Genomic DNA, 19,361 nt, shown 5'->3' with positions numbered 1-19,361 from the left:
CCATCACCTAATCCAACCTTTAGAGGTCATCCTTTTAAATAAAATATCTTCCACATTCTCTCCTGTATGGCACATAAGGTAGGAGATTCCCCTTTCAAAACAAAAACCTTCCAGGATCTCCTTCCTTTGTTGCATTTTTTCTTTATAATTCTTTCTTGTAAAATCTGAAACTGTTACATTCACTTCCTGATGTGTCTCGCTGTCAATCAGCATAAAGTCGCCATCAAAACTTGGATTGACTTCATCCTCTTCCAATATTTGCAACAAGTAGATTTGTTGTCTATTTGCTTGGATCATTTTCAAAGTGTGAATAACCGAGTCAAGAGGCTCTAGTAAGTCACTAATGACGATGGATACACTGCTTTTCCTTTGAATATGGTTTAAAGCAGCTTCAGAGAATAGTAGGGAGGTATCTTTTGGTTGTATGTCCTCCACATATTGCATCATCTGAAAGAGGTGACCTTTTCCTTTTCGATATAAGTAGGGAGCCTGCTCACCGTGAACATCAATAATGGATATACGATCATCCTGACTTAGCCCTATGTAAGCAAATGAAGCTGTAAGTGTTTTGGCTAGTTTCCATTTATCAGAAGAACTGGCCATGGAATTCGTACAATCCAGATAAATGGAAGCTGAGAGCTCTTGCTCATCTAAGTACCGTTTAATGTAATGCTTTTGCGTACGTGCGTAGATATTCCAATCCACTTGCCGAAGATCGTCTCCTTGCTCATACATTCGATAATCAGAGAAATCATGAGATGCACCGAACCTTGTCGACTTTCTTGTTCCTTTATGCCAGCTTCTCTTTAGCTTACCTGCTTGAAGGCTATAAGCCTGTAGCTGCTTGGTTATCATAGAATTCAACATGAGAGCTACCTTACATTCAAGACTTTATCAGTGTATTGAATAACATCATCTAAGATATGATCTTCTTTCACCCCAGAAGCTTCCCCTTCAAAATTTAAGAACAGGCGATGACGAAGGACTGGAATGGCGGCATGTTTGATATCCCCTTTGGAGACATGAAATCGACCTGAACAGAATGCTCTAGCTTTAGCTACCTTAATTAAACTTTGGACACCGCGAGGGCCTACACCGTATCGTACATATTTTTTTACAAGTTCACTGGCATGTTCTTCTTCTGGATGAGTTGCCATGATTAGCTGAACCGTATAGTCTAACAAATCCTGTGAAACTAGTATTTCCTTTACAGCCAACTGTATTTTTTGCATCTTGTCTGTATCTAGGAGCTTTTGAACATGATAGAATTCCGTTCCTGTAGTCCTTTTAATGATCTCATATAGCTCTTCTTTCTTTGGATAGCCCATATTAATTTTCAAAAGGAAACGGTCCATCTGTGCCTCCGGGAGCGGATAAGTTCCTTCCATATCAATAGGGTTTTGTGTTGCTAATACAAAGAATGGGGATGATACCTTCCTTGTTTCCCCCATGATGGTCACGGTTTTTTCGGCCATTGCCTCTAAAAGGGAACTTTGTGTTTTAGGAGTTGCCCGGTTTATTTCATCTGCAAGAACAATATTAGAAAAAATAGGACCTTCATGAAAAACGAAGGATTGTTTCCCATTTTCATGAATTTCAATCATTTTAGTTCCGGTAATATCGGATGGCATCAAGTCAGGTGTGAACTGTATCCTTGAAAAATCAAAGCTTAAAACTTCTGATATCGTTCGAATAAGCATGGTCTTCCCTACACCTGGCATCCCTTCGAGCAAGGCATGCCCATCTGACACCATCGCCCAAATCAGTTGTTCGATAACTTCCTCCTGCCCAACAATCACTTTTCCTATTTCTTGTTTCACTTCCTGCAATGTATCCTGATAATATTTCAGTTCTTTTTCTTTCTCTTCCAAACTGATCACTTAATCTGCTCCCTTCGGATCCACTTCACTAAAGTATTGTTTAACCACATTTTCTAATCTTGAAGGCAATTGCATTCTGTCCAGTGATTCTCTATAGGACTTTTCATAAGATGAGAATATTTCTTCATACGGTCTTGCTTCCCCTCTTAGTGTAGGAGAGTCTGGAGCATCCTCGTATTGAGACTGCCCTTCCCCAGTTGGACCCCCATCCGTTTCATTCTGTATTTCACTATTAATGTTTGAAGGAACCGTAAATGTTTGCTCACCAACACCTACTCCTGCACCAAGTCCTCCCCCGCCTTGTCCTTGTCCTTGTCCTTGTCCTTGTCCTTGTCCTTGGCCTTGGCCTTGACCCTGACCTTGGCCTTGACCCTGACCTTGGCCTTGACCCTGACCTTGACCCTGACCTTGGTTCTGTCCTTGGCCTTGGTTGGAATTTTGGGCAGTTTGATTAGACGTGGTGGGGTTGTTTGAATTAGATAAAGTTAGCTTAGAAGGGTTTAACCCAGCCTGCGACATTTTCCCATATTGATTTGAAGCAGCTGCTTGAAGTGCATTCTGTAATGCTTCCATTTCAGACAGTGCAGAAATGTCTTGCAATAGCTCTTCAAGTAGTTCCAACAATGCTTCTAATTCCTCATCAGATATTTCCTCCAAGTCCATTTCTTCTTGGTCTAAGAGGCTCTCTGATAGTTCGGATAGCTCTTTTCTCTCTTCTTCTGTTAAGGATTTAATATTTTTCTTCATTTCATTAAGAAGCTTCTCTAACTCTTCATTCTTGTGATTTAACGCAAGGTTTGCCATAGAGTTTTCTGGTTGTTCTTTTGCAAGTTCTATTAAGTTTGCTTCCTTTTCTTGCAGTTTTTTCATTTTTTCAGCTAAGTTATTTTCTTTTTCCATTAGTTCTTTTAATAGTTCATCTGCATCTTTCTCATCTTTAAGTTCTTTAAGCTCTTCTATTTCATCTTTTAATCCTTTGTTATCTTTCATGTCCTCGGCATCTTTTTTCACTTTATCGAGGGTTTCCTCTATTATTTCTCGTTCTGCCTCTACAGCCTTGGCTTCTTGCATCTTGTTATTTGGAAACAAAATTAAAAGAGCAATGAGGCATGATGTTAATAACGACATAAAAAGTACTTTTGGGTGTACATGCCGTAATTTTGCCTCTTTAATAGCTTGTTCCTTTTTCTTAAGATGGTCATATGCCTCTTTGCGCTGAAGTTGTGCGACCAAGGAGGTATCCTTCACATAATCAAGGGACGTGGTAAGTCTATCCTCTTCCAAAAAGGCATCTGAATATCTTGCTGCATCCCAAGTCGAGGGTCTTTTTCTCCAGTAGAGAAGGAAAACTGCTATACAAACAATCCCTCCCAACCAGAGAGCTTTTTCGATTAAGTACGGAGTTACCACCATTCTGGCAACGATGAGCACACTTAAAAAGCTGACACAAAATGCCAAAATCGCATATTGCGCCTGTTTAGACATACGTTGGATTCTAAGCTTTCTTCTTATGGAAAATAGAAACCTAACTATAAGATCGTTTTCCTTCATGGATTATCTACCCTTTACTTGGTTTCATATTTGGGCGTAACTTTTTAATGCTTAGCAAAATCAAGATGATAGAAGTGGAGATATATGAAATGATCAAACCTACACCCAGGTGTAAATCTATTCCTGTTACATTCTTTAATTCCATGGCTGCACCAGGCTCAAACAGCGCTAACATGACACCAAAGGGATTAAACATGGCAATAAAGTACGGTATTGGGTTTGCCTGTGGACCTGTTGCACCATATTGCGTAAAACTAATGGTGAACATCGTAATGATTGCTGTCCCCGCTGCAAGGAAAAAGGCTACACCATACGTACAAACCATGGCTACAATCGTTTTACGAATTAATGTGGAGAAGAAAACTCCTATACTACCTAAAGTAGCCATGGAGAGCAAATATACTCCGAAAGTCATCAGCAAAAGTTTCGGTGATATTCCTCCAAATAAAAAGACAATGCTATATAACGGCAAACTGGAAATTACAATCAACAGTAAAAATGATAGGGATGACACTAACTTGCTGACTATGATGCTTGTAGATGATTGCTGTGTCGTCAGGAGAATATTTAACGTCTGCTTTTCCCGCTCACTGCTAATAATTCCTGCTGTCAATCCAGGTGTCATAAAGAAAATTAAGGCGAGTTGGACAAATGCTAATATCATGAACATGTTTTTACTATTTTCAGCACGAAACATGCCCATTGAATTGTATCTTGTTTCCATATAGATATAGAACAAGGCGATCAGACCAAGTACACCGAGGTAGAATAAAATTCCCAGGAAACTTTTGAAACTCCTGAAGCGTAATTTGAACTCTTTATTTAACATGGGGTTAATAAGTTGAGCTTTCATTATTCCACACCCTTTGTAATTTCTAAGAAGATATCTTCCAGGTTAGATTCTTCTTGGCTCAAGCTAAGAATCATTACGCCTGAATCTAGTGCTTTCTTAAGTAAATCAACTTGTTCTTCATCTGTCCCTTCAAATGAGAAGGATAGCAGATTTGATCGTTGTTCACTTAGCTGAATGTTAGAGACACTAGGTATATCTTCAAAGAATTTGATAGCTTTATCTATATCTTTCAGAATGAGTACTTTCAGAACTTTATTGGCTTGCAGTTGTTGGTGAATTTCTTCCACTCTTCCAGTAGCAACAAGCTTTCCACCATTAATAACACCAATTTCATCACACATCTCTGCAAGTTCTGGCAGTATATGAGAGGAAATCATGATGGTTTTCCCCATGGTTTTTAATTCTCTTAAAATTTCCCTCATTTCAATCCTTGCCCTTGGATCCAATCCTGATGCCGGTTCATCCAAAATTAATACTTCGGGGTCATGTATTAATGCTCTTGCAAGACAAAGACGCTGCTTCATTCCCCTCGATAATACATCTACATAGGCATCTTTCTTATCTGTTAAATTGACAAGTTCAAGAAGCTGAGGTATCAGTTTTTGCCTTTCCTCTAAAGGGATGCCGTAACTTGCTCCATAGAAATCCAGATATTCATCTGTTTTGAACTGATCATAAACTCCAAAGAAATCAGGCATATATCCAATATACTTTCGAACCATTTTAGGATTCTTCGTAACATCATATCCGTTTACAAAAGCAGTCCCAGAGGTAGGTGCGAGAAGGGTAGAGAGTATGGAAAATGTGGTGGATTTCCCTGCTCCATTGTGACCAACAAAACCAAATACTGTACCTTTTTCTACCTTTAAGTTCAAGGAATCCAACGCTGTAAATTTCCCATATTTTTTTGTAAGATTAATGGTTTCTATCATTCGTTTAACGCTCCCTCTACCTGTACTCCCGGCAATTGTATATCCATATCAAAATTATTTGGAACTCGTAAACGAACCGTCATGCTTCCCTGTTCATCGAAATAATCGGAGAGATTTCCCTCTAATGTGATAGAAGATTTATTCTCAAGCAATTCGGCTTCACCCGTTTTATGGTTGTAAATAGAGTACTCTACACTACCGTCTCTTGTACGAAGTTTAACTTTCACTTCGGTCATTTCATCTTTTGTAATGTCGACCATATCTGGTAGGCTGTAGTTGAAATCATAAGTCCCTCCACCTAGATATAGGTAATTTTCGCCAAACTGTAAACCGTTATGGTGGACCATGCCAGTTTCACCTTCTGTGACCTGTATGCTTGGTGATAAATGTTCCTCAGCAAAACTAAAACTTCCTCCACCTGAATTAGTAATCGTAATTGGTAAAACAACAAGATGAGAGGCATTTGATTTTCCTGATTTCCCATCCACCTTTGTGTTCATTACTCCTTCTGTAACATAACCAACCAGAATAGGTTGAGAGGCTATGGAAAAAATATCTTTTCTGTTGACAAGTAAATCTAGCATTTGAAACTTTTTATAGTCTTCTAGCTCATCCTTTTCAATTTGATTTGCCCCAGGTCCCTGATTATAATAACTCTGGAAATTAGGGAATGCCTTTGTTGCAGAAGTACTGCTCGGTGCAGTCAATGCATTGGCGACGTTTCCTCCAGACACCTCATATTCAAGATCCACTGTTTCCCCTGCTTTAATATCTCCAAGTGGTTCAGAGTTGCGACCTGATAGGATAAATGCGTCTTTTAATTCATACTGCATTTGGTTGGAAATTGTCCCTTGTACGTTTCCGTCTTTCATAGATATAGCATGTTCAATTTTCCCTAACGGCAAAGCATTAACATTTCCGATACTTGTACGTGTTGACCAATATTCCACATTATTAAACCTGATATCTGTTCCTTTAGATAAAGAACTGACATATGCGTAATTTTTCATTAATTCAAAATTTTCGTTATAGCCGTAAGTCATTGGGAAAAGTGTGGTGTTTTCTCCAGTTTCCATCCTATAATCACCGCCACTATTCGTAAGAATGCTCGCTACCCCATAGCCACTGGCAGTTTCCGTTTCATTGTCCAAGAGGAGTATACTAGCTTCATTTACTTGCGTTCCTGAAATTCTGTCCTTAGCACCAATCCCGAAAACTGCAATACTAGTTAAGATGGCTATGGTTGGAATGATCCACCACGCCTGTTCTCGTTTGTCCGTTCTCTTCAGAATAATATACAAAACAGGAATAACTAAAATTAGATAAATAGCAAAAGCACCGATTAATAGTGGAACTGAAACGATTGAGCCTGGAAAAGCTTCGCCAATTGGGCTTAATTGGTGAGATAGTTCTTCCATGACAGGCATCTTGTAGTGATTTGGACTCTTAGTAGTAACCTTTTGAAGGACACTACTCCACCATGTGTTTATTTCACTCCATTCTCCCAAAAGTGGAGAAGCCAAGTTACTTGTGATTTGGGTTACTGTCCCTGTCCCTGTGTTCATCATAAGTGTGATGGGGGTTTCTCCATCCTTTGTCAGAACAGTAGCATTTTCCTTAATAATGTTTCCAGTGAATATAGGAAGATCTGGAAAACTACTTTTCTCATTCAATTTCAATAGTGACGTTTCATTCGTAGGATCCAGCAGCTGAAATTCCTGCAAATCTCCTAAATCTTGACTCAGACCTACCTTTGTATCAAACATCAAGGATCCACCATTATTTACCCAGTCTTTAATTGCTTGTTGCTGTGGAGCAGTTAATGTGGCTAGTGGAAAATCATGAACTAAAAGAACATCAAACAATTCGAGTCCATAAGATTCATTTGGAATATTCTCACTTTTGATATTTAGTAATTCCATACTTTCGTTTTGATATTTTACTAATTTCAAAAAGTTTACGGCATCATGGTTATTGCTTAGGACACCTAGAACGACTCTATTATCCCCGATATACCTTGGCTGAGCATTTGCATTGCCTTTTAACTTCACTTCTTTTCCTTTTTCTACTCCACCCTCATAAAAACTGACAAAGTCATTTCTTGTACCGGAGTAGTTATAAGACATATGATCGGAGGTCCCTTTTACTGCAAGTTCCAACGTTTTGGAACCTCCTGCTTCTATTTCAACCGGGATCACATAACTTCCGGCCATATTATATGTAGGGCTTGTAAAAACAACGACATCCCCTTTTATCGCATCCCCTTTATTCACCAAATCAATCCTGATTTGGTGTCCCTTGCCCATCTGCACTTTATTGTCTACACCAAATTCCACTTTCACTTCTAAGTTTGTTTCAGCGTTTGAAAATGACGGATAAATAAATAATCCGATAACCATCAAGAGCAGACATTTTTTAATCAACAACCATGCTTTCACGTTTTTTCCCCCTAAATGTGACAATCTCTCTTTCTATTTTCAAATAACTATATCTAAGACGTAACACTTTAGGAAAAAGTTTCAAATTTTATAAAAAAAGAAGGGTTCTCTTCTTCTTTTTAATCCATCACACCGGTTCGTAATATTTCCACATTTATTCTTATTGTATACTTAGCGTTCTGATAGCGTTCTCTCCATTCCTCTTTGCTGAATGAGTCATATCCTACTTTGGCACGATAATAGTTTCCGAAACCAACCGGGTCCGCTCCCATTTCCCTGCTTTTTTCCAATACCTGCATTAACTTTCCTTCCATATCTTTACCTATCGCCTCTTCCAATTTTTTGATGGCTTCAGGATTACCCAAATCATAGTTTTCTGATATCTCCTGCATTCGCGTTTTCACATTAATTTCTATCGAATAAGATGGTACTTGTTTGTCTTTTAGCTTAATGGCCGTATCACTTCTGAGATGATCAAGTGAAACAAATACACTGTCCTCCTGTTTATTATTACTTGTTAGAATAAATTCTTTTAATTGTTCTTTAGGGATAGTTATCTCTGTATTACCCGCCTCAAAAGGATCAAGCAGCAGTTTTATATAGAAGGAATCATTACTATCCAATTCACCAACAACTTTATCATCTTGAAATAACGATAAACCTTCTATAATGATTGTATTATCCTTGAAATTCAATAGAGGAAGTACAGGATCACGTCCTTCACTATAATAGCACTGCATAAATTCATGAAGAGTCGGAGATAGTAACGTGTCCCCATTTACATTTTGAGTAATTAAGTCGTATAAAAAAGTACCCGCATTCGTTACATCTTCCGAATCTTGAGACATTTGAAGAAGGTCATGTGCCTGAGGTTTGCTTACTGCAAGAAAAGACATTGTTCCTATTTCTGCATCACGTGAAAGGGTATCAATAATGGAAATTATCCCTCCCTTTGCTAATTCTTCTCCATAAATCGCCACCCTCAATTGTCCGGATACAAGCCTTCTACTTGAAGCAAGGTTTTCTTTTTGTCGTATTCCTTTACTTGTATGAGCTAGTGTCGTAACCATTTTTGTATTATTAGGATGTAAGGGGTCGAATTCATAATATATGATAGTACCTTTTACCATGTCATCTTCATTATCATAGCCCATTGCTGTTATTAGACCGAGTTCTTCCAATGGTTTTTGTGCGACACACCCACTTAAGATGACAATCACGCATAACCAGATAATTTTTCTCATCTCTTCCGGTTCACCCCTTTCACCTTTTCTCTTAGAAATACGATAAGCGAGAGTATAATGGAGTAAACAAAGATCGTATAAAACCCAAACACCCCCACAAAATCAACAAACTCATTGATCTCTGTGCGCTTTTGAAAAAAACAGGAACATATAAGCACAATCACACTACAAAGAATGACCAAGCTCTTTTGCCTTCGATTAAATATTCTTTTTAATCCTTTCGATGCTGCCCAAAGCAAAAATAGGGTATTAGGAAGAATGATAACAAGCCACAGAGAGACGGCAAAAAACTCAAACCTCTCTAAATTTTGGAACTGTACTATCTTAAACATGGATAAGGTAGCCCATATCGTTTTTTCCAATTGTTCCCCGCTATAATATCCAATCCCCACGAAAGTTACTGCAAAAATAAGGATGAACGTAAAAAACACTGCTAATTGAGCGTATTTATGGACTTTATGTTTATCTCTCATGTAAGGATAAACGAAGTACAATATCTCTAATCCAAGAACTGTAAAGGAAGTTTTATAAGCACCTTTAAGCAGTTCTTTTGGTGATGCCTCTAAAATAGGCAAAAAATTCGTCCATTCCATGTATCGAAGCGGTACTACTAACATGAATATTAGCCATATGGTTAAGAAGAATCCTAAAAAGCTGACTCCAACGATTGTTTTTATGCCTCCGTACACCCCATAAATAGAAATAAGAAGTAATAGCGACACTATCGCCCAAGTCTTTAAATCAGGAAATACCCAGGCCTGTACAATTTCCGTATAATTTAAAAGCATAGACATTAGACCTAATAAAAGATAGAGAACCAAAATTATGTTCAGCACATTGCCTATCCATCTTCCAAACAGTAACTTATGAATCTGAAAAAGGTCCTTCGATTCGAACGTTTTAAGTGTATAACACATGGCAAACACGACAATTGCCATTCCTATATAGCTAATAAGGAGGGAAATCCACGCATCCTGCCCAGCTTCGAGAAAGATGATACGTTGAACTCCGGCTATTCCCACACCAGTTTGGTTTGTATGGATGATAAAAAAAATCAGATAGGCTGATAAAAAAAATGACTTTTTCGTATTTGTAGTACTTATCATTTATTCACCTTATTCATCTATGTCTTGAGAGACTTCCTTTCGAAAAGAAAAAAAACCTTCCTTGTTCGGGTTTTTCCTTATCAAATGGATCGGCATCCGTAAAATGGTGTTCATTGCATGATTTTTATCAAAAGGATAGACCGGTTTAAGATAAGGTACACCCATGCTGGTCAAGCGAATTAAATGAATCAATATGAAACAAAGGCCAAAACTAATGCCAATGCCGCCCCAAATTCCTGCCAGTATTAATATTGGAAATCTCATGACTCTGACAGCAGTACCCATCAAATAACTAGGAGCAGTGAAGGAACCTAGTGCACTCAAAGCAACAACAATAATGAGGATATTGCTCGTAAAACCCGCTTCTACCGCAGCTTGTCCTAACACAATCCCCCCTACTATACCCATTGTTTGCCCTACTTTCGTCGGAAGCCGAGCACCTGCTTCTCTTAGCAATTCAATCATGATTTCCAACAAAAGGGCTTCAAAGATTGGTGTAAAAGGAACTTTAGATCTTGACTCCCCAAGAGAAACCAACAAAGTAGAAGGTATCATTTCATAGTGATAGGTTATGATGGCAACATAGGCTGGAGTCAGAATAACAGAAAGAAACATGGTGACATAACGGAGAAACCGGATAAAGCTTCCCATATTCCAACGCATATATACATCTTCTGTCGATTCAAAGAAATTAAACAGGGAAGAAGGTCCAAGCATTACCATAGGACTCCTGTCCACAAAAACCGCAACCATTCCCCTTTCTACGCTGTATGTAACTCTATCAGGAAGTTCCGTCTGAACAAATTGCGGAAAGATAGAATAACTGTTATCTTCAATTAATTGTGCTAATACGGAGGTATCGAGTATGTCATTTACTTGAAGAGAATTAATCTTGTCCCTTAATGATTGAACTAATTCCTCTTCTGCCATCCCGTTTAAATAAACGATTCTTATTTCCGTTTCATTCTTTTTACCGACCGCCATTTTTTCTGTACAAAGGTCTTCGGAAATAATATTTTGCCTGATAATACTAATATTTGTACTTATGGACTCAGTAAAGGAAATTTTGGGGCCAAAGACAAGCGATTCTGTTTCTGCTTTCTCTAAACTCCGTTCCACTTTTTTACTAACGTTTATCAATAAACTTTTCTCAGCCTTTGGTGTAATTAACACTACATATCCATCCAAGAGCTTATGGATCATTTCATCCATATCTTCCGTCAGCTTAGACTGAGTTGTGTGCAATTGGTAAATCAATTCCTGCAAATCTAAGGAATTGTCCTTAGTTTTATCGATTATAGTAGGAAGAATGGATTGATTCAGTACATTAGTATCAACAAGGTTCTTCATGTAAATGAAAAGAATTGATACTTGATTTCTTTTCATTTCATAAAAATACAAATCAGGACTGTCATGAAAGGTCTTTTTAAAAAAGTCCTGAAGATCGCATATATCGTATGTAGTTAAATTCCTTCTCTCCATGCGGACCACCCTTTTATTTTCTCCCATATAAATGTAGGCTTACCAAGATACGTAATTTTATGAAAATGTCTATAATGTAGTTCTATAAAGTGAGCAATAAAAAAGCCAACCCTATGATATGGCCGACTTAAAGAGATTGGTGGTTATTTAGTTCTACTGTCAAGACTGCTATAACACGGTTAATAAATGCTGTATAGTTAAATTCCATCGCTATTCGATGAACAGGATATTCAGCTAATTGTATGAAATCACGAAAATCTCCAATAGTTTGCCCAAATGCAGAACCTTGTGACGTGACTACCTTTACTGGCTTTCTTTCATACTTAATATGCTTTTCATTAAATACTCCCCACAATGTCACCACATCGTGTAATGGAGCTCCAGGAATAGTAGGAATCTGAGACTTATAGAATTGCCAGTAATAGTCCATCATGGGCTTGATTATTGATCCTAACTGGCTATTTTTTTCCTTGTTTAAAATTTCTATTTCATTCACCATTTCTGCTGTCAAGATAGCTTTTTGAGTTACATTAAGAGGAAAAATGGTCAAGTTTTTTGCAAAATTAAAAACAATATTCGCTGCATAAGGGTCACCATATATATTCGCTTCTGCTACAGGAGTAACGTTGCCAGGAAAATTGAATGTTCCCCCCATTACAAATATATCGCTTACCTTTGCCACTGTTTCAGGATAAAGGATAAAAGAGGTTGCCAGAGAGGTTAATCTACCTACACAGACTATATTTAACTCGCCATCAAATTTTTCTATAATATCATAAATCTGATGGAAGTTTTCAAAAACATCACCTTCTGCTTGAAAATCTTCAGGAAGTACATACCCCCCAAACCCTTCCGGACCATGCACTTCTGGATAATAGATTGGAGGTTCCCCTGTCATAGACCGTTCAGCTCCTCCAATAAGAGGAATATCGTATCTTCCAGTATTCCTTTGGAGGTATCTGGCATTTCTGATAGCCGTTCTTTTATCAACATTGCCGTATTCTGCTACCACACCGACAATTTCTACATGTATTTCATAATAGGCATAAATGATTGCCATGATATCATCTATGCCAAAATCAGCAAAAAGCAGCACTTTTTTCTTCAAACTTATCCCTCCTCTATATTAAGGTGCCATAATATTTTCACTTTAGATTAAGACAAACCAAGACAAACATACAGGCACATGGGACGGGGGGCGAATAGTCTATTAGTGATTAAATAGGATAGGAGGAAGGAAACATGTCTCAATTTTATAATCAGTGTCGTCGTTACCAGGGGCAAATGGTGACCGTGAGATGTCGTGACGGTTCATCTCATCATGGAAGAATTGTTAGAGTATCACCAAGTCACGTTTACATTCAACCAACGGGCGGAAATAGATTCGGTGGATATGGCATGGGCTTTTGGGGTGGATATTACGGAGGATATGGATATAATCCTGTAGCAGTCCCGCTTGCATTCGTAACAGGTGTCGTTTTAGGCGGTCTATTATTCTGGTAAAATATCATTGTTACTAACCTGCAGTAACAGTGTTACATGCCTCGTTCACAATAGTGTTAGATTTTTCTGTACTTCACTATGTTATAGTATAATGGTACAGTTTATGTGAACGAGGTGTAATTTATTTATGAAAAAATTGGCATTAGCTGCTTCCTGTATGATCATTCTAACCGTGGGTTGTTCCAAAACTGGAACGCAAGAAAACAATGCTCAACACAAGGAAGAACAACACCATCATAACGAGAAACCCTCCTTTTTCCAAGGAGATCTTAGGGAAGAAACGGCTTCTGTGGAAGTTCTGCCTTCTTTTTTGAAGGACAAGCCAGAAGATATGCAACTTATCTATTCAGCCGCAGCACAGCACAAGGAGGTTCTCGAATATATTCCGTGTTATTGTGGTTGTGGCACTTCCGCTGGACATAAAAGCAGTTATAATTGCTTTGTGTATGAAAATAAGGAAGATGGTTCCCTTACCTGGGATGACCACGGCACAAGATGTGGGGTCTGTTTAGAAATTGCAGCCACTTCTGTCATGGAGTACAGCAAGGGTAAGAGTGTAGAAGAAATAAGACTTATGATTGACGAAGCCTATAAAGAGGGTTATTCAACACCTACTCCAACACCTAAACCAGAAAATGGATAAAATAAAAAGGGTAATGGAAATGTCGACATTTCCATTACCCTTTTTATTTTCTATTCAGCATAATACATTAATGCTAATGCACCTGGACCTGTGTGTGTAGAGATTACAGGGGTAGTATAAGCAATTTGAATGTCTTCAAATCCGGAAGCTTCATAAAGGGCATCTTTTAAAGCTTGTGCCTGTTTTAATGATCCGGCATGCGCGATTCCAATGCCTTTCACCAATTTACCTGCAATATCTTCTTTGAATTGCTTTGTATAATACTTAATTACTTGTGAATGACTTCTTGCCTTTGTTACAGGCGTATAGACTCCATCTGCCAAAGAAGCAATCGGTTTTATGTTCAATAAAGATCCAATGAGTGCCTTTCCTCTACCAATTCGGCCACCCTTCACTAAATTATCTAATGTATCTACCATAAGATACAGTTCAGTATTGGAACGAATATCATTCAACTTATTAATTATTTCTTGCAACTCTTTCCCCTCATTGGCCATTTTTGCTGCAGCCACTACCTGAAAAGATAAAGCAAAAGAAATGAATCTTGAATCAATTACCGTTACATCGCTCTCACTAATATTAGCCGCGCTTTCAGCAGATCCGACGGTTCCACTCATTCCTCCGGTCATATGGATGGAGAGAATTTTGCTACCATCTTCACCTAAACGGTTGTACACATCGACAAATGATCCAACAGCAGGTTGCGAACTTTTTGGCAGCTCAATAGAATGTTTCATTTTTTCCATAAATTCATCAGGCTTAATTCCAAATCGGTCTATGTATGACTCTCCGTCAATCGTAATGGATAACGGTACAATTTCTATGTTTAACTCTTCAATGATGGACTGTTCAATATCTACAGTTGAATCTGTCACAATCTTTACATTTGTCATTACATTCACTTCCCCAATTATATCCTTTTTACTATTATACCTTCCCACTGGGCTTGCTCAAACTTGGAACAAAAAAAATACAGGGTATACGCCCTGTATTAATATTATCACATTAACATAAGTTTAAGCATTATTTTTTAATATATCTGTTTTTATAACTTTACAATAGTCCGGCCATTTTAATACTGTTCGCAAATATTCCTTGAAAGAATAGATCTGCTTTGGCTCCTTCTCAGATAGGATTATTTTAATATACTTCTCCAATCTGATTCGAACCATAAAATGATATGTGCTATCGTCCTCCAATACTGGAATTTCAATGACTTTTACCTTCTGTCCCTCATTAACCGTGAACTCTAGGCTTTTCCATAGCAAAATATCAATCCTCTTTTTCACCCGTTTATCATCATTATACCCTAAAATTTCAAATAAGTGTAAACTTTCGGTAGACAAAATAAAACATTTTCAGATAGTTTTGATACATTCAGGACCATTATTTTTTGGGGAATTCACGATAGACGATACTTCGTAAGATTTCATTAATTCAGCATTGAATGGTTGCAACATAGTAGCTAACTGACTACTTGTGAGTTCTTGTCTAGAAAGCCAATCTTTTTCATGTTCCTCTTTAAGTATCACCGGCATTCTATCATGAACATCTTCAACAAGCTTGTTTGGTCTAGTCGTTATTAATGTACAACTGACCATTTCTTCATCCTTTGTAACCCAACGGTCCCATAGTCCAGCAAAAGCAAAGGGTTGTTCATTAGTTTTTGTAAACCTTATGGGCTTTTTATCTCCGTTTTGCTTTTTCCATTCGAAGAAACCATCTGCTGGAATGATACATCTTCTTCTTTCCAAAAGCTTTCGAAAACTTACTTTTTCATGTAATGTCTCTGCTCGTGCGTTTATCATTTTGTATCCAATTTTTTTGTCTTTTGCAAAGCTTGGCACCAAGCCCCAATGGAGATAACCTGCTCTGTTTTGGTTTTCTCCTTCTACAATGGCTAAAATGGGTTGTCCAGGTGCGATGTTGTAGCTGATACTATATTCAAGGTTGTTTGTGTTTTCAAGGAAAAACCGTTCTTCCAACTTATGAAGTTCTGTTGTTAATGAAAATCTTCCACACATTTTCTGCACACTTCCTTTTTATGTATTTATTTTACAGGAAAAGCCACTAATTTTGTAGTGGCTGCAGATCATAATACCTGTTTGATTTTTTCTTGGATTTGGATTCCTAGTTGGTTGCCGTCGACTTTTTCGTCTTGTGGTAGGAAAATTGGGTCGTGTACGGTTACTTTGACTTTTGCTGCTTGGAAACCTATTTTGCTTTCTTCCATTATTTTATAAGATCCGGAAATAGTAATAGGAACAACTGGCACTTTGCTATCTGTTGCCAGACGAAGACCACCTTTTTTGAATTCTCCCATTACGTTCCCTTTGCTTCTAGTCCCCTCAGGGAAAATAACCAAAGAATGGCCTTTTTTCAGAGTTTCAATCCCATCTCTTATAGACTGGACGGCTTTTCTTCTATCCTTGCGATCAATAAACACACAGTTCATTGCTTCCATCCATCTTGGAATAAATGGAATCTTTTTTACTTCTATCTTGGAAATGAAACCAAGTGGCTTTTCTAAAAAACCAATTAGTATCGGGACATCGAAATTACCCTGATGGTTACTTACAAAAAGTACTGGCCCGCTAGGAATTTTCTCCTGACCTACCACCTCAATGTTAGAACCTGTAAGTTTCACCAATGTTTTTGCCCAGTGTTTGGGTTTTTGATGAATTATGGTATCTTTTTCTTCCACTGTCATTGGAGTGTCTATTTTTTGCACTTTCTTAATAGTCGGCAAGCTGTAAATTAAGTAGCCGAAAAAATAAACAAACCACCATATCGTACGTAACATTTCTTTCTCTCCCTAAAAACCACATCTATTTGTCTAATGTACCTGCTCTTTTAAACTTTTTAAAATAGTAATCGTAAGGATTTTTTTCATCCTTTATGCCTTTTTCACTAGAGATTAATTCCCAATCTTTTTCATTTACTTCAGGAAAATATGTGTCTCCTTCAAATTCTTCATCAATAAATGTTAAATACAAAAAGTCTGCGAAAGGGAGTGCTTCCTTAAAAATATGAGCCCCTCCGATAATGAAGAGTTCTTCTCCCGCTTCATCCATGTTTACAACTTCTTCTATAGAATGAAGTGTTTCACAACCATCTGCATGGTAATCTTGCCTTGATAGTACAATATTCCTTCTTTTAGGAAGCGGCTTTCCGATGGACTCATACGTCTTTCTACCCATCACAATCGTATTACCGAGCGTTACCTGCTTAAAATAAGCTAAGTCTGCAGGAATTCTCCATGGTAGGTCGTTGTCCTTGCCTATTAGGTTGTTTTTGTCTGTAGCTACAATAATGGAAATCATACACTGACAACCCCTTTAATATGTGGGTGTGCATCATAATCCACAAGTGTAAAATCTTCGTATTTAAAATCAAAGATCGATGTAACTTCTTTATTTAGTTTCATTTTTGGCAATTTTTTAGGATCACGTTCTATTTGTAACTTGACTTGTTCCATATGGTTGGAATAAATATGTGCATCACCTAATGTATGAATGAATTCACCAGGCTCTAAGTCACAGACTTGCGCGACCATCATGGTAAGTAAAGCATACGATGCAATGTTAAACGGTACACCTAGAAAAACATCTGCTGACCTCTGATATAATTGGCAAGACAATTTTCCGTTAGCCACATAAAATTGGAACATAGTATGACAAGGCGGTAATGCCATAGAGTCGACATTCGCCACATTCCATGCAGAGACAATCAGTCTTCTTGAATCTGGATTTTGTTTAATCTGCTCTATTAAGTTAGCAATTTGGTCAATGCTTTCTCCATTTGGCGTTGGCCATGACCTCCACTGATACCCATAAACCGGGCCTAAATCTCCGTTTTCATCTGCCCATTCATTCCAGATTCTCACACCATTATCCTGCAAATATTTTATATTTGTATCTCCATTTAAAAACCAGAGTAGTTCATGAATAATTGATTTCAAGTGTAGTTTTTTCGTAGTTACTAATGGAAACCCTTCCTGAAGGTCAAATCTCATTTGATAACCAAATGTGCTAATTGTCCCGGTTCCTGTCCGGTCTCCTTTTTCGGTGCCGTTATGTAATATATGTTTGCATAAATCCAAATATTGTTTCATTCCATCTTCACCTCTTGAACTGTCTTTATTCTTAGTACATTCTATCACAAAAGTCATACGAATTTGCTAGTAAGACAAAAAAGAAAAACATTCATGAGAATGCTTTTCTAGTGAGAGTTAGATATTAGGTTTTTAGTAACAGGTAGTTTCTCCATGTTTTGATAAAATAGGAATGTGTGTGGTGCGTGTTTTGCTAATTCAAATCTAGACACATCATTTAAGTAGTACATGGCAAATGTTTCTGCGAAATATTCTTCTGGAAAAGTGTAAAAATAATTTCTGTTTGGAAATAAGGAAGAGACCTCACTTTTCCATGCTTTTAAGAATGTCTGGTTATATCGGATATTACCTAAAACATAACGATCAATGGAGTGTGCCAGTTCATGTAGTTCCAAATTAATAGAACCATGCCCCAAACCTTTATTACTGTGTCCGATCTTTGCCAATACTAGCTTAGAACCTCCAATTCCAGGAACATCTTCCCAGTTAGAGCCCTGATTGCTATATCCTCTAGGCTTTACCCCATGTAGATGTTCAAACCCTTCCACATCGGTAAGATTTCCATTAAATAGATACAAATGAACATTCTGTTGAACCAGAACGTGTAAAATGTGTGGGGGAATGTTGGAAACGTGACGGATCATATTTGCTGCATCTTCCTTTGAAAAATCCCCTGGAGGAAGATAGATAAGTTGATTTAGTGTTTCTCGATTAGCAATATCTTTCAGGTGGGAATCGAGTTCTGAAGACTTGAACTGTTTTAGTGGTATCGCGTCCAAACTAGCATAAGCTTTCCAATATATCGGAATAATTGTAAATGTAATTAATAGTACTATTGCTAATAAACGTCTTTTCATCTTTCCTCACCTTCTCTAGTTGTCCGTAGCATGTTGAACTTACATGTTGAACTTTAAATTATTAGAAAATTCAATTCTATTATAATAGTATTATATCATCTTGGCATTTAATTGGAATGACATTTTTGTAATCTCTTCTTAATAAAAGTGATTAATTTTTTCCAATTTGCTTAACAAGAATGCACTTACCCTTTGGTAACTGCCAAAACTAAATCGTGGTCTCAAATGCTTTGAAACATTGGCCGGACCTTGTCTTTGCACTTCATCCGCAGACGAACGAAGGATTCTCTTGTTTTATTGCCTTGTCATCAAGGTCATCATTACTACCTTGAGGACTACTCTCCTCTTCTTTTCTCGTCGCTGAAGTCTTCATACCGACGATGAGGACTTCTCTCTTCCTTTTTTCTCGTCGCTGAGGTCTTCATATCGACGGTGAGGACTTCTCTCTTCCTTTTTTCTCCTCACGGAGGTCTTCATATTGAACTGCCCCCCGTCAAGTAGACACTCGAAATAATAAAACAAGACTAAGCTGTCTTAGCCCTGTATTCTAAAGGGCTAAGGCCGTTTAATCGTTTTTGATAACGGTCATGATTATAAAAATGAATGTACTCATCAATCGCCTCTTTAAGGTCCTCAAACGTTTCATATTTCTCTAAATAATACTTCTCGCATTTCAATGTCCCCCAAAAAGACTCTATTGGTCCATTATCAATACATCGTCCCACTCGGGACATACTATGAGTCATCTTTGCTTTATC

20 protein-coding genes are annotated in these 19,361 nt (G+C 37.7%); 2 read left to right on the top strand and 18 right to left on the bottom strand.

From position 1 onward, the window contains the following. Positions 1 to 3: 3 nt before the first annotated feature. The 10 genes from FZC76_RS18995 to FZC76_RS18950 form a co-directional block, all read right to left on the bottom strand. Positions 4 to 867, bottom strand: coding sequence for a DUF58 domain-containing protein (locus FZC76_RS18995; protein ID WP_148989752.1), 864 nt, complete (start codon positions 865 to 867; stop codon positions 4 to 6). Between the two features lie 5 nt (positions 868 to 872). Continuing rightward, complete coding sequence (locus tag FZC76_RS18990; protein WP_148989751.1) at positions 873 to 1,880, bottom strand: AAA family ATPase; 1,008 nt, start codon at positions 1,878 to 1,880, stop codon at positions 873 to 875. Next, entirely contained in the window at positions 1,881 to 3,431 is a 1,551-nt protein-coding gene (locus FZC76_RS18985) for a hypothetical protein (protein WP_148989750.1), read from the bottom strand. 7 nt (positions 3,432 to 3,438) lie between these two features. Then, positions 3,439 to 4,284 carry an ABC transporter permease gene (locus FZC76_RS18980; protein ID WP_148989749.1) on the bottom strand — a complete coding sequence of 282 codons (846 nt, stop codon included), beginning with the start codon at positions 4,282 to 4,284 and terminating at the stop codon, positions 3,439 to 3,441. After that, complete coding sequence (locus tag FZC76_RS18975; RefSeq protein ID WP_148989748.1) at positions 4,284 to 5,216, bottom strand: ABC transporter ATP-binding protein; 933 nt, start codon at positions 5,214 to 5,216, stop codon at positions 4,284 to 4,286. The genes FZC76_RS18980 and FZC76_RS18975 overlap by 1 nt, the downstream gene beginning before the upstream one ends. Beyond that, entirely contained in the window at positions 5,213 to 7,654 is a 2,442-nt protein-coding gene (locus FZC76_RS18970; protein WP_148989747.1) for a hypothetical protein, read from the bottom strand. Before FZC76_RS18970 ends, FZC76_RS18975 begins: the two co-directional genes overlap by 4 nt. A gap of 119 nt (positions 7,655 to 7,773) precedes the next feature. Continuing rightward, positions 7,774 to 8,898 carry a Ger(x)C family spore germination protein gene (locus FZC76_RS18965; RefSeq protein ID WP_148989746.1) on the bottom strand — a complete coding sequence of 375 codons (1,125 nt, stop codon included), beginning with the start codon at positions 8,896 to 8,898 and terminating at the stop codon, positions 7,774 to 7,776. Further along, a complete protein-coding gene (locus FZC76_RS18960; RefSeq protein ID WP_262372732.1) occupies positions 8,895 to 10,004 on the bottom strand; it encodes a GerAB/ArcD/ProY family transporter in 1,110 nt (369 codons plus the stop codon). Before FZC76_RS18960 ends, FZC76_RS18965 begins: the two co-directional genes overlap by 4 nt. A gap of 9 nt (positions 10,005 to 10,013) precedes the next feature. Next, on the bottom strand, positions 10,014 to 11,486 hold the full coding sequence (locus FZC76_RS18955) for a spore germination protein (protein WP_148989745.1): 1,473 nt from the start codon (positions 11,484 to 11,486) through the stop codon (positions 10,014 to 10,016). Positions 11,487 to 11,613: 127 nt separating this feature from the next. Beyond that, the gene (locus FZC76_RS18950; protein WP_148989744.1) at positions 11,614 to 12,594 is read right to left on the bottom strand and encodes a nucleoside hydrolase; all 981 of its coding nucleotides are present in this window, start codon (positions 12,592 to 12,594) and stop codon (positions 11,614 to 11,616) included. 134 nt (positions 12,595 to 12,728) lie between these two features. Between FZC76_RS18950 and FZC76_RS18945 the strand changes: the two genes are divergently transcribed. Beyond that, complete coding sequence (locus FZC76_RS18945) at positions 12,729 to 12,989, top strand: hypothetical protein (RefSeq protein WP_148989743.1); 261 nt, start codon at positions 12,729 to 12,731, stop codon at positions 12,987 to 12,989. A 127-nt stretch (positions 12,990 to 13,116) separates the two neighbouring features. After that, on the top strand, positions 13,117 to 13,632 hold the full coding sequence (locus FZC76_RS18940; protein ID WP_148989742.1) for a PCYCGC motif-containing (lipo)protein: 516 nt from the start codon (positions 13,117 to 13,119) through the stop codon (positions 13,630 to 13,632). A gap of 50 nt (positions 13,633 to 13,682) precedes the next feature. On the opposite strand, the gene FZC76_RS18935 is transcribed toward FZC76_RS18940, so the two are convergent. From FZC76_RS18935 to FZC76_RS18900, 8 genes are all read right to left on the bottom strand, one after another. Further along, positions 13,683 to 14,525 carry a DegV family protein gene (locus FZC76_RS18935; RefSeq protein WP_148989741.1) on the bottom strand — a complete coding sequence of 281 codons (843 nt, stop codon included), beginning with the start codon at positions 14,523 to 14,525 and terminating at the stop codon, positions 13,683 to 13,685. Between the two features lie 123 nt (positions 14,526 to 14,648). Further along, positions 14,649 to 14,900, bottom strand: a complete 252-nt coding sequence (locus FZC76_RS18930; protein WP_148989740.1) for a DUF2535 family protein — start codon at positions 14,898 to 14,900, stop codon at positions 14,649 to 14,651. A gap of 90 nt (positions 14,901 to 14,990) precedes the next feature. After that, a complete protein-coding gene (locus FZC76_RS18925; protein WP_148989739.1) occupies positions 14,991 to 15,656 on the bottom strand; it encodes an SOS response-associated peptidase in 666 nt (221 codons plus the stop codon). Between the two features lie 68 nt (positions 15,657 to 15,724). Then, positions 15,725 to 16,435: a lysophospholipid acyltransferase family protein gene (locus tag FZC76_RS18920; protein WP_148989738.1), complete on the bottom strand. Its 711-nt coding sequence runs from the start codon at positions 16,433 to 16,435 to the stop codon at positions 15,725 to 15,727. A gap of 25 nt (positions 16,436 to 16,460) precedes the next feature. Then, a complete protein-coding gene (locus FZC76_RS18915) occupies positions 16,461 to 16,955 on the bottom strand; it encodes a dihydrofolate reductase (protein WP_148989737.1) in 495 nt (164 codons plus the stop codon). Further along, a complete protein-coding gene (locus FZC76_RS18910; protein WP_148989736.1) occupies positions 16,952 to 17,746 on the bottom strand; it encodes a thymidylate synthase in 795 nt (264 codons plus the stop codon). The genes FZC76_RS18915 and FZC76_RS18910 overlap by 4 nt, the downstream gene beginning before the upstream one ends. A gap of 107 nt (positions 17,747 to 17,853) precedes the next feature. Further along, positions 17,854 to 18,603, bottom strand: a complete 750-nt coding sequence (locus FZC76_RS18905) for an anthrax toxin lethal factor-related metalloendopeptidase (protein WP_148989735.1) — start codon at positions 18,601 to 18,603, stop codon at positions 17,854 to 17,856. Between the two features lie 524 nt (positions 18,604 to 19,127). Then, the coding region (locus tag FZC76_RS18900) for an IS3 family transposase (protein ID WP_148989734.1) at positions 19,128 to 19,361 on the bottom strand (234 nt) is incomplete at its 5' end.

The sequence above is a fragment of the Sutcliffiella horikoshii genome, assembly GCF_008180725.1.
Lineage (GTDB): Bacteria > Bacillota > Bacilli > Bacillales > Bacillaceae_I > Sutcliffiella_A > Sutcliffiella_A horikoshii_B.
The sequence above is the reverse complement of the archived record's forward strand: the minus strand, read 5'-3'. Positions and strand labels throughout refer to the sequence as shown.

Excerpts from the sequence above, each read along its gene's own strand:
- FZC76_RS18995 (WP_148989752.1), bottom strand. The coding sequence starts at position 867 with ATGTTGAATTCTATGATAACCAAGCAGCTACAGGCTTATAGCCTTCAA.
- FZC76_RS18985 (WP_148989750.1), bottom strand. The coding sequence starts at position 3,431 with ATGAAGGAAAACGATCTTATAGTTAGGTTTCTATTTTCCATAAGAAGA.
- FZC76_RS18980 (WP_148989749.1), bottom strand. The coding sequence starts at position 4,284 with ATGAAAGCTCAACTTATTAACCCCATGTTAAATAAAGAGTTCAAATTA.
- FZC76_RS18975 (WP_148989748.1), bottom strand. The coding sequence starts at position 5,216 with ATGATAGAAACCATTAATCTTACAAAAAAATATGGGAAATTTACAGCG.
- FZC76_RS18965 (WP_148989746.1), bottom strand. The coding sequence starts at position 8,898 with ATGAGAAAAATTATCTGGTTATGCGTGATTGTCATCTTAAGTGGGTGT.
- FZC76_RS18960 (WP_262372732.1), bottom strand. The coding sequence starts at position 10,004 with ATGATAAGTACTACAAATACGAAAAAGTCATTTTTTTTATCAGCCTAT.
- FZC76_RS18955 (WP_148989745.1), bottom strand. The coding sequence starts at position 11,486 with ATGGAGAGAAGGAATTTAACTACATACGATATATGCGATCTTCAGGAC.
- FZC76_RS18945 (WP_148989743.1), top strand. The coding sequence starts at position 12,729 with ATGTCTCAATTTTATAATCAGTGTCGTCGTTACCAGGGGCAAATGGTG.
- FZC76_RS18940 (WP_148989742.1), top strand. The coding sequence starts at position 13,117 with ATGAAAAAATTGGCATTAGCTGCTTCCTGTATGATCATTCTAACCGTG.
- FZC76_RS18935 (WP_148989741.1), bottom strand. The coding sequence starts at position 14,525 with ATGACAAATGTAAAGATTGTGACAGATTCAACTGTAGATATTGAACAG.
- FZC76_RS18925 (WP_148989739.1), bottom strand. The coding sequence starts at position 15,656 with ATGTGTGGAAGATTTTCATTAACAACAGAACTTCATAAGTTGGAAGAA.
- FZC76_RS18920 (WP_148989738.1), bottom strand. The coding sequence starts at position 16,435 with ATGTTACGTACGATATGGTGGTTTGTTTATTTTTTCGGCTACTTAATT.
- FZC76_RS18915 (WP_148989737.1), bottom strand. The coding sequence starts at position 16,955 with ATGATTTCCATTATTGTAGCTACAGACAAAAACAACCTAATAGGCAAG.
- FZC76_RS18910 (WP_148989736.1), bottom strand. The coding sequence starts at position 17,746 with ATGAAACAATATTTGGATTTATGCAAACATATATTACATAACGGCACC.
- FZC76_RS18905 (WP_148989735.1), bottom strand. The coding sequence starts at position 18,603 with ATGAAAAGACGTTTATTAGCAATAGTACTATTAATTACATTTACAATT.